The sequence below is a fragment of the Streptomyces sp. NPDC031466 genome, from assembly GCF_055581265.1.
The window spans coordinates 1-11,576 of the sequence record NZ_JBVIJT010000014.1 but is presented as its reverse complement, the minus strand read 5'-3'; the positions used below and the strand labels follow the sequence as shown (position 1 = coordinate 11,576).

Here is an 11,576-nt window from a genome sequence, read left to right as displayed (position 1 = left end):
TGAGGTAGTCGAGCAGCTTCCCGTCGGTCATGTTTCAGGGCCTTCCCAGCTCATCGTCGATCAGAGAAAAGAGTTCGGCAGCGTCGGCCGCGGCGATCTGCTCGTCATGCGGCACCTCCATCGGGCCGTCGGTATCCGGACCGACGGCCACCACCCCGAGCAGCTCGATGAGGCGCTCGGTGACGGCCGCCCGCAGTCCGTCGTCACCGACGCCGCTCACGCTGTACGCGAGCCGGTCCAGGTCGGCGAGGACCGCAGGCCCGTCAGGGGGTGACGCCGGTGCGGGCGGGCTCGCCGGCCGCTCCGGGGCCGCCTGCGGTGCGGCGGCGGCCGGTTTCGGGGTGAGCCGTTCCAGCAGGTGCCTGGCGAGCGCCGCCGGGCTCGGGTGGTCGAAGGTCACCGTGGCGCTGAGGGTGACGCCGGTGAGGGTGGAAAGGCGGTTGCGCAGTTCCAGGGCCGTCAGCGAGTCGAAGCCGAGGGTGGTGAAGCCGCGGTCGGCGGGCACCTCCTCCGCCCCGGCCCTGCCGAGGACGGCGACGATCTCCGCCTGCACGAGCCGTCGCACCGTCAGCTCCCGGTCGCGCTCGGGCAGGGTGAGCAGCCGCTCCCGCAATGGCTCGGCGCCGCCCCGCGCCTTGCTGTCCCGCGCGGCCCTGGCCGGGGCGAGCCCCCGTAGCAGCGCCGGCGGCTCGGTGTCGCGGAGCGCGGCGGCGTCGAGCCAGGCGGGCACCAGGTGTGCCCGGTCCGACGCGGCGAGGACGAGGTCGAGCAGCGCAAGGCCGTCGTCCGTCGGCAGCGGCCGCATGCCCATCCGGAGCATCCGCTGCCTGTCGGCGTCGTCGAGCCGGTCGGTCATGCCGGTGCGCTGCTCCCACAGGCCCCAGCCGAGGGAGAGGGCGGGCAGGCCCGCGCTGTGCCGGTGGTGGGCCAGCGCGTCCAGGAAGGCGTTGCCCGCGGCGTAATTGGCCTGGCCCGCGAGCCCCAGCGTGGCGGTCACGGAGGAGAAGAGGACGAACGCCGTCAGGTCGAGGCCCGCGGTGAGGTCGTGCAGATGCCAGGCGGCGTCGGCCTTCGGCGCCAGTACCGCGTGCAGCCGCTCGGGCTCCAGGGACAGCGTCGCGGCGTCGTCCATCCGCCCGGCCGCGTGCACCACGGCACGCAGCGGCGCCGACGCGGGTACGTCCGCCAGGAGTTCGGCGAGCGCGGCCCGGTCAGTGACGTCGCAGGCGGCGACGGAGACGGCCGCGCCCTGCGCGGCCAGTTCGGCCACCAGCTCGTCCACGCCGTCGGCGGCCCGGCCGCTCCTGCTGACGAGCAGCAGGTGGCGTACGCCGTGCCCGGCCACGAGGCGGCGTGCCACGAGGGCGCCGAGCCCGCCAGTGCCGCCCGTGATGAGCACGGTGCCCTCGGGGTCGATGACCGGACGGTCCTGGGCGGGCGCCGGGACGGAACCGCGGGTGAGCCGGGGAACGTACGACGTGCCGTCCCGCAGCGCCACTTGGGGCTCGCCGAGCGCCAACGCGCGCGCCAGCACTTCAGTGGCCGGTTCGGCGGATTCGACGTCGGCGGTGTCGGTATCCACGAGCACGATCCGGCCGGGGTGTTCGGTCTGGGTGGGACGCAGCAGCCCCCACACGGTCGCCGCCGCGAGGTCGACGTCGTCGCCGAGCTCCACGGCCACCGCGCGCCGGGTGACGACGACCAGGCGCGAGGCGCCCTCGCCGTTCTCCTCGAGCCACTTGCGTACGTGGCCCAGCACGCGCTCGGCGGTCTCGTGAACGGCCGTGGGCACGTCCGTGTCGGCCGGCGTGACGGGCAGCACCGCCGTCGCGGGATCCCAGGGCTTCGCGACGGCGGGCGCGGCGGTCTCGCGCCACTGCACCTGGAAGAGCTTGGGGTCGCTGCGCCGGGCGTCCAGGGGCCGCAGGGTGAGCGAGTCGACGAAGAGCACCTCGACGCCGCTGCCGTCGGCGACATCCAGGGATGCCCTGCCCTCGCCCAGCGGCGAGATCCGCACCCGCAGCCGGGACGCGCCCCTGCGCGCGAGGCGGACACCGGCCCAGGTGAACGGCACCATCGTGCCGGGCTGTTCCAGGACCAGCGGGTGCAGCACCGCGTCGAGGAGCGCCGGGTGCACGCCGAACGGCCCCGGCTCCTCGCCCAGCGCCACCTCGGCGAGCAGGTCGTCGCCGTGCCGCCAGACGCGCTCCAGGTTGCGGAACGCGGGGCCGTACTCCAGACCGCGCCCGGCGAGTTCGTCGTACCAGGCCTCGCGGTCCTCTGGCGCAGCCCCCGGCGGTGGCCACTCCTCCGTCGCGACGGCGGCGTCCGCGGGCTCAGCGGCTCGGACCACACCGGTGGCGTGGAGCTGCCAGGCCTCGTCGGCGGCGCCGAGGACACGGCCGTGGACGCGGACCGACCGCCGGCCCGCGTCGTCCGGCGCGGCCGCCGTCAGCTGCACCTGGACCGCGTCGCGCTCGGGCACCACCAGTGGTGTGTGCAACGTCAGTTCGTCGACGGTGTGGCCGACGCGCAGCGCCATGTCGAGCAGGGCGGTGCCGGGCACCACGGCCCTGCCCAGCACGCGGTGGTCGGTCAGCCAGGGCCGCGACCGCAGCGAGATGCGCTCCGTCAAGACGGTGCCCCCGCCGTCGGCGAGCTCCACGGCGTTCCCGAGGAGCGGCTGGTCGGCGGTGGCGTCGAGCCAGTGGCGCGTGCGCTGGAAGGCGTATGTGGGCAGGTCGGCCCGGGGCGCGTCGGCGAACAGCCGCTCCCAGTCGATGTCGAGGCCGCGCGTCCACACCTCGGCGACCGAGGCCAGGAATCGGGTGGGGCCGCCCTCGTCGCGGCGCAGCGACCCGCAGACCACCGCGGTATGCGCGGCCCCGACGTCCTCCAGGATCTCCTGGATGCTCATGGTGAGCACCGGGTGGGAGCTGACCTCGATGAACGTGTCGTGGCCCTGCTCGGCGAGCGCGGCCACCGCGGAGTGGAAGTGCACGGTCCGGCGCAGGTTGCGGTACCAGTAGCCGGCGTCCGCGAGGTCCTCGCCCAGCCAGTCGCTCCGCACGGTCGAGTAGAAGGGCACCTCGGCGGGCACGGGGCTCAACTCGGCAAGCTCCGTGGCCAGTTCCCTCTCGATGCGCTCGACGTGGGAGGTGTGCGAGGCGTAGTCCACCGGGACCTTGCGCGCCCGTACGCCCTCCTCCTGGCAGACGGCGTGCAGTTCGTCGAGCGCCTCGGCGTCACCGGCCACCACGGTGGCGTTCGGGCCGTTCAGGGCGGCCACCGCGAGGCGGCCCTGCCAGCGCTCCAGGCGGGCCTCGGCCTCCGCGGCGGGCAGCGCGATGGACATCATTCCGCCGTGTCCCGCCAGGTCCCGCGCGATGGCCCGGGAGCGGAGCGCGACCACGCGGGCCGCGTCGCGCAGCGACAGGGCGCCGGCCACGCAGGCGGCCGCGATTTCGCCCTGGGAGTGGCCCACGACGGCTGAGGGTTCGACGCCGTACGCGCGCCAGAGCGCCGCGAGCGACACCATCACCGCCCAGGACGCGGGCTGGACCACGTCGACCCGCTCCAGGGTCGGGGCGTGCGCGGCCTGCCGCAGCACGTCCTCCAGGTCCCAGTCGACGAACTCCGCGAGCGCCGCGGCGCAGGAGCGCAACCGCTCGGCGAACACCGGCTCCGCAACGAGGAGTTCCACGGCCATGCCCGCCCACTGCGAGCCCTGGCCGGGGAAGACGAAGACCACGCGCCCGCCGACGGCCCGCGCCGTTCCCGTGACCGAGCGCGGTGCCTTCGCGGCGCCTTGGACCAACGCGTCGAGACCGGCGAGCAGGTCGTCACGGTCGGCGGCCAGGACGGCGGCCCGGTGCTCGAATGGCGTGCGCGCCGTGGCCAGCGAACGGCCGACGTCGAGCGGGCGCAGCTCTGCGTGGGACGCGAGGTGCTCCCGCAGCCGCGCGGCCTGGTCGGCCAGCGCGGCCTCGGTCTTGGCGGACACGAGAACCGGCACGGGAAGTGAGTCCAGGGCCAACACCTTGGTTGGCAGGGCGGGTTCGGTTACGGCGGGCGCCTGCTCGATGATCACGTGCGCGTTGGTGCCGCTGATCCCGAACGACGACACCGCGGCCCGGCGGGGGCGGCCGGTCTCCGGCCACGGTCGCTGCTCCGTCAGCAGCTCCACCGCGCCCGAGCACCAGTCCACGTGCCGCGAGGGACGCTCCACATGCAGCGTCCGCGGCAGCACGCCGTGCCGCAGCGCGAGCACCGTCTTGATCACACCCGCCACACCGGCAGCCGCCTGCGTATGACCGATGTTCGACTTCAACGAGCCGAGCCACAGCGGCCGTTCGGGGTCCCTACCCTGCCCGTACGTGGCCAGGAGCGCCCGCGCTTCGATGGGGTCGCCCAGTGTCGTGCCGGTGCCGTGCGCCTCCACCGCGTCCACGTCCGTCGCCGACAGGCCGGCCTGTGCCAGCGCGTCGCGGATCACCCGCTCCTGCGAGGGGCCGTTCGGCGCGGAGAGTCCGTTGGACGCGCCGTCCTGGTTGGTGGCGGAGCCGCGCAGCACGGCGAGGACCTGGTGGCCGTTGCGCCGCGCGTCCGACAACCGCTCCAAGACGAGCACACCGACGCCCTCGGACCAGCCCGTGCCGTCGGCCGCGTCTGAGAACGCCTTGCACCGGCCGTCCGCCGAGAGGCCCTTCTGCCGGGAGAACTCCACGAACATGCCGGGCGTGCACATCACTTCGGCCCCGCCGGCCAGGGCCAAGGAGCTCTCGCCCGACCGCAGCGAGGCCGCCGCCAGATGCAGCGACACCAGCGACGACGAGCACGCCGTGTCCACCGTCACCGCAGGCCCCTCGAAGCCGAACGTGTAGGCGATGCGGCCGGACGCCACGCTCGGCAGACCGCCGGTCAGGGCGTAGCCGCCGAAGCTGTCGGACGTCTCGTGCAGCGGAGGGACGTACGACTGGTCGGAGACGCCCATGAAGACGGCCGTGCGGCTGTGACGCAGGGACTCGGGGTCGATCCCGGAGCGCTCCAGGGCCTCCCACGAGGTTTCGAGGAGCAGCCGCTGCTGCGGGTCCATCGCGCGGGCCTCGCGCGGGCTGATCCGGAAGAAGTCGGCGTCGAAGTCCGGCGCGTCGTACAGGAATCCGCCGCTGCGGACCTGCCCTGTCGCCTCCGGTGCCACGTCCCAGCCGCGGTTCTCGGGGAACGCCGAGATGGCGTCCACCCCGTCGCGGACCAGGCGCCACAGGTCCTCGGGAGAGCTCACGCCGCCGGGCAGCCGACAGCCCATGCCCACGATCGCGACCAGGTCGTCGTCCGGTGCGAGGCCTTGTACGGGCCCCGCGGCGCCCGGGGCGTCTCCCGCGAGCTCCTCGGTGAGGTGGCGCAGGAGCGCGAGGGGGGTGGGGTGGTCGTAGACGAGCGTGGTGGCGAGCCGCAGTCCGGTGGCCTGGCTCAGGCGAGTGCTGAGCTCCACCGCGGTGACCGAGTCGAAGCCGGCCTCCTTGAACGTGCGGTCCGCGGCGACCGTCTCCGGGTCGGTGTGCCCGAGGACGGCCGCCGCCTGGGAGTGGATCAGCGCGCGCAGGTCCTGCTTCCCCGTTGCGGGTGCCCCGGCGTCGGACGCGTCCTGGGGCGATGCGGGCGCCGGTGCCGCCGTCGGCCGCACGGCACCTCCGGTTCCTTCGGCGGCGATCCAGTGGGTGCTGCGCTGGAAGGCGTAGGTGGGCAGCTCCACGGCGCGGGCGCCGGTGTCGTCGAAGACCGGCCGCCAGTCCACGTCGGCGCCCCGCACGTGCAGCGCGGCCAGGGAGAGGAGGAGGCGCCGCACGCCGTCCTCGGCGCGCCGCAGCGTGCCCTGCACCACCGTGTCGGCGGCGCCCTCCACGGTGTCGACGGTGGACTGGACGGCCATCGTCAGGACGGGGTGCGGGCTGGCCTCCACGAACACGCGGTGCCCGTCGGCGGCGAGAGCCCGTACGGCGTCCTCCAGGCGCACCGGTTCGCGCAGGTTCCGGTACCAGTACGCGGCGTCCAGGTCGGACGGGTCGAGGGGGCCGCCGGTGACGGTGGAGTAGAAGGCGACCTCGCGCTCCCGGGTCGTGACGTGCGCGGCCGCCCGCAGGACCTCCTCGCGGATCTCCTCGACGTGCCGCGAGTGCGAGGCGTAGTCGATGGGGACGCGCCGGGCGCGCACGTCTCGGGCGCGGCAGTCGGCCACCACCGCGTCCACGGCGTCGACCGGACCGGAGACGACGACCGCCCGCGGGCCGTTCACGGCGCCGATCGAGACCCGCTCCCACACGGCGTCCTCGATGGCCGCCTCGACGTCCGCCGCCGGCATCTCGACGAGCGCCATGCCGCCGCGGCCGGAGAGTCGGTCGGTGATGACCCGGCTGCGCTCGACCATGAGCCGCATGCCGTCCGCCACGGGCATGATCCCCGCCGCGCAGGCGGCCGTGATCTCGCCCTGGGAGTGGCCGACCACGGCGTCGGGGGTGATCCCGGCCGCGCGCCACACCTCGGCCAGGGACACCTGCACCGCGAAGAGCGCGGGCTGCATGACGTCCATGCGCAGCAGCGCGTCCTCGTCGGCGAGCGCCTCCCGCAGCCGCCAGTCCACCTGGTCGTCGAGCAGCCGCGCGCACGCGTCCATCCGGGCGGCGAAGACCGGCAGGGAGTCCCACAGGTCCAGGGCCATGCCGGGCCACTGCGGGCCCTGCCCGGGGAACGCCCAGACGACGCCGGACGCGGATCCCGCGGTGCCCTCCACCACGTGGGGCGACGGCTCGCCCGCGGCCAGGGCGGCCAAGCCGTCCAGGAGTTCGGCGCGGTCCGCGGCGACGACGACGCCGCGGTGCGCGAACACCGACCGGGTGGTGGCCGCCGCGTATCCGACGTCCACGGGGCGCAGCTCGGGGTCGGCCGCCACGCGCGCGTGCAGCTGTTTTGCCTGGGCCCGCAGCGCGGCCCCGCTGCGGGCCGACACCACGACGGGCACCGCGGCCGGCTCGGCCCGCGCGGGCTCGTCCGTGGGCGCGGCGGGGGCCTGGCCCACCACCACGTGGCAGTTGGTGCCGCCCACGCCGAACGAGCTGACGCCCGCGAGCCGCGGCCCCTCGGGCCAGGGCCCGGTCGTGTCGTTGACCCGCAGCCGCAGCCGTTCCATGGGGATCGCCGGGTTGGGCTCGGCGTAGTTGAGGCTGGACGGCAGGATTCCGTTCCGTACCGAGAGGGCGACCTTGATCAGGCCGATCACGCCGGCGGCGCCGTCGAGGTGCCCGATGTTGGTCTTGACCGAGCCGACGAGGAGCGGCTCCGCGTCCGGCCTGTCCTGGCCGAGCACGGCTCCCAGCGCCGCCGCCTCGATGGGGTCGCCCGCGCGCGTGCCGGTGCCGTGCAGTTCGACGTACCGCACCCTGGCCGCGTCCGTGGCCGCCTGGGCGTAGGCGCTGTGCAGGAGTTCCTGCTGGGCCTCGCCGTCGGGGACGGTGAGGCCCTCGCCGCCGCCGTCGTTGTTGACGGCGCTGCCGAGCAGGACGCAGTGGACGGTGTCGCCGTCGGCGACGGCGTCCGACAGGCGCTTGAGGACGACCATCCCACCGCCCTCGCCGCGCACCGTGCCGTTGGCGCGCGCGTCGAAGGCGTAGCAGCGCCCGTCCGGGGACAGGGCGCCCGCCCGCGCGAAGGCGAGCGTGCCCTCCGGCGCCAGGTTCAGGTGAACGCCGCCTGCCAGAGCCAGCGTGGCGGCGCCCGACAGCAGGCTCTCGCAGGCGAGGTGGACGGCGACCAGGGACGAGGACTGCGCCGCGTCCACGGTGAGGCTGGGGCCGCGCAGGCCGAGCTGGTAGGAGACGCGGTTGGCGATCACTCCACGGCTCAGGCCCGCCATGGAGTGGTGGGACACGGCGTCCCCGCCGTGCCGGTGGACGAGCGCGGCGTAGTCGTCGCCGGTGGCGCCGAGGAACACGGCCGCCTTGGCGCCACGCAGGGTCTCCGGCACGACGGCGGCGTGTTCGAGCGCCGTCCAGCTCAGCTCAAGGGCCAGGCGCTGGCGCGGGTCCATCGCCTCGGCCTCGCGCGGCGAGATGCCGAAGAAGCCGCTGTCGAAGTCGGCGACGCGGTCCAGGAACCCGCCGCGGCGCACCCCTTCGAAGCCGTGCGCCCCGTCCGGGATCCCGTCGAGGTCCCACCGACCGGCCGGCACGTCGGTGATGGCGTCCACGCCGTCGCGCAGCAACTCCCAGAACGCGTCGAGGTCTTCGGCGCCCGGGACCCTGCAGGACATGCCGACGACGGCGACCGCCCGCTCGGCCGGATCACTCGTGGACATGCCTGCCTCCTCTTCCGGTCGTTCCTGTTCGAGGTGGTGGGAAGGGTGCGTCGTCATGCGGTCGTGTCCGCCTCGGTGGCGGTCCGCGCCCGCGACCGCAGCCGGGCCAGGTCCGCCGCGGGGTCCGCGACGATCTCCCGCAGCAGCCGCTCGTACGTCCGCGCCAGGTGGTCGGCGGTGTCCCGCGTGAACAGGTCGAGGCTGTACTCCAGCTGGCCCCGCAGGCCGGTGTCCGTCTCCAGGGCGGTCAGGTTGAGGTCGTACTTCGCCGGTCCGGGGTCGGTGGCGACGGGGCTCACGGTCAGGTCCGCCGCTCCGGCCGCGTCGCCCGCCTCGGCCGCCGGGTTCGGCACCAGGTTGAACATCACCTGAAACAGCGGGGAGTACGAGGGATCGGCCTCCGGCGCCAGCTCCCCGGCCAGTTCGGCGAAGGGCAGGTCCTTGTGCTCGTGGGCTTCCGCCGTGACCTGCCGGACCTGGGCCAGCAGGTCCGTGAAGACGCGGTCCGGGGCGATACCGAGGCGGATCACCACGGTGTTCACGAAGTACCCGACGAGCTGCTCCAGTTCGGCCTGCGGCCGGTTGGTGACGGGCGAGCCGACAGCCAGCTCGCGGTCGTCCACGCGATCGCCCAGGAGCACGGCGAACGCCGACAGGAGAGTCATGTACAGCGTGCCGTCGTGCTCCTGGCCCAGCTGCCTGAGCCGCGCGAGCACGGACTGCGGGACGTCGAACGTGACCTTGGCGCCCCGGTAGGACTTCACCGGGCGGCGCGGGTGGTCGGTGCGCAGCGAAAGACAGGCGGGCAGGCCGTCCAACTGCCGTTTCCAGTAGTCGCGTTGCCTGTCGAGCACCGCGCCATCCAGCACGTCGCGCTGCCAGCGGGCGAAGTCGACGTACTGGAGCGGCAGTTCCTGCAGATCCGGCTCCTCGCCGCGGCTCGACGCGCCGTACAGGACCATGAGTTCGGTCAGCACGATGGTCAGCGACCAGCCGTCGAAGACACCCCAGGGGCGGGTGAGCACGACGACGTGCTCGTTGTCCGCGACCGGCACCAGGTGGATCCGCACCGCGTACGGGCCCTCCGGCGCGAAGGGGCGGGTGCGTTCGTCCCTGAGCCAGGCGGCGAGGGCGTCGTCCCCGGCGATCGGTTCGGTGACGGTCACCTCGAAGCCGGCGGCGTCGTGGACGCGCTGGACGACGTTTCCGTCGCGGCGCGCATAGCCGGTGCGCAGTACCGCGTGCCGTGCGACGAGTGCCTGGACGGCGCGCGCGAAGGCCTCGCGGTCGAGGTGCCCCGTCAGCCGGTGGGCCAGCTGCGCGTTGTCGTACGAGGGGTCCAGGTGCTTCGGGTGGCCGAGGAACCACAGGTCACCCTGCTGGAGCGAGAGCGGCACCTCCTCGCCCTCCGCGACGGGCACGGCAGGCACGAGCGGCACGGCCTCGACGGCAGGCGGCTCGTCGTCCATCGCCGCGGCCATCTCGGTCACGGTGGCGCCCGTGAGGATCAGCTGAAGCGGCAGTTCGCGGCCCGTCTCCCGGCGCACGCGCAGGTTGAGCCGGACGGCGAGCAGGGAGTGCCCGCCGAGCGCGAAGAAGCTGTCCTCGATGCCGACACGGCTGACCCCGAGCACCTCTTCGAGGACGCGGCAGAGGGTCCGCTGGGTCCTGGTGCGCGGCGCGACGTAGGCCTCCTTGGCCACGGCGCCCTCGTCCGGGGCGGGCAACGCCCGCTTGTCGACCTTTCCGTTGGGGGTGATGGGCAGCTCCTCGAGGAGCATGAACACGCTGGGCAGCATGTACTCCGGCAGCCGCGCGGACAGGTGCTCCTTGAGCGTACGGGCCACCGAGGGACCCAGGTCGCCGATCCGCGGGAAGTTCGCCAGGTGCGCCTCGCGGTAGGGCGCGCGGGCCCGGACCGGCGGCAGAGCGTCCCGGCCGAAGACCAGGTCGAGGCCGTCGGGACGGTCCTGCGACCAGGTGGCCGCCACCTTGTAGCCGAGCTCCTCGGCACGCAGCAGTACGGCCTCCAACTCGTCCACGGCGGCCTGCTCCGTGATCCGGACCCCACCGGGAAGCGGGCTCACCTCGTGGGAGGGCGACCAGCGGGTCAGTCCCTCACCGACGCGCACGTCGTCGGCGACCCGGGGGTTGCGCAGGCCGCTGACACCGAAGCGGTCGGGGGCACCGTCCTCCAGGAGGGCGCGCAGCCGCTCGGTGGTGTCGGCGTCCAGCCACGTCAGGGGTTCGGCCGGGGTGTCCATGCCCTTGGTCAGGACGACGTCGTAGCGGTAGGCGGACATCTCGTTGTCCTCCACGCCGCGCTTGACCATGAGGTCGTACCCACCGATTTCGGGGAAGCGCTCGGCGATGCGGGCGAAGTAGGTGGGACTCAGGAGCAGTTCGCTCTCCTGCCTGCGGCGGCGCCGCACCTGTTCGGCGAGCGCGCCCACCGTGGTACGGCCTCCGGCGCGGCTGCGTTCGACCGCGCTCAGGTGGGCCTGGAGCAGGTCGAGGTTGCGTACGTCGCCGATGAAGATGCGGCCGCCGTCCTCCAGAAGAGGCAGCATCCGGGCGATCGTCTCCTCCAGGTAGACCCGGTTCGGGAAGTACTGGGCCACGGAGTTGAGCACGATCGTGTCGTAGGTCTGCCCGGTGAGGCGGGCCATCGACAGGGCGTCCCCCTGCTCCAGGGTGACATGGCTCCAGCCTCGGCTCTCCACTCCCCGGCGGACGTCGGCGAGCGCCGACGCCGACAGGTCGAAGGCGTGCACCGCCTCGCAGGCTTCCGCGTAGCGGAACAGGAGCAGTCCGGTGCCGCAGCCGATCTCCAGCAGGCGCCGCGGCCGCAGCTCGGCGATGCGCCGGACGGTGCCGTCGATCCACTCGCGCATGCCGGTCTCGGGCACGGGCAGGCCGGTGTAACTGCTGTCCCAGCCCACCAGGTTGAGGTCGTCGGCGGCTTCGTCGCCGGTCCCCGCGTACTGGTCCTCGAAGACCCGCTGCCACTGGTCGAGGAGCGTGGCGTTCTGCTCGCGGGCGGCGTCGTCGAGCCACTGCGGCGTCGGGCTCACATAGGCGACGAGCGCACGGTTGTCGTCGGAGCCGCGCGGGACGACGACGCCGTGGGAGACCGCTTCGTGTCCGGCGAGGGCGGCTTCGATCTCCCCGAGCTCGATGCGGAAACCACGGATCTTGACCTGGTCGTCGTTGCGGCCCAGGTACT

The 11,576-nt window shown here is 73.9% G+C and carries 2 protein-coding genes; both read right to left on the bottom strand.

What is annotated here, in order from left to right:
• Nucleotides 1–34: 34 nt before the first annotated feature.
• Nucleotides 35–8,350: a type I polyketide synthase gene (locus tag ACZ5GP_RS30340; RefSeq protein WP_468753897.1), complete on the bottom strand. Its 8,316-nt coding sequence runs from the start codon at nt 8,348–8,350 to the stop codon at nt 35–37.
• Between the two features lie 53 nt (nt 8,351–8,403).
• Nucleotides 8,404–11,576: condensation domain-containing protein (locus tag ACZ5GP_RS30335; RefSeq protein ID WP_468753896.1), on the bottom strand; the 3,173-nt coding region annotated here is incomplete at its 5' end.

What these genes read in the sequence shown, in the direction of transcription:
- ACZ5GP_RS30340 (WP_468753897.1), bottom strand. Translation starts at nt 8,350, where the DNA reads ATGTCCACGAGTGATCCGGCCGAGCGGGCGGTCGCCGTCGTCGGCATG.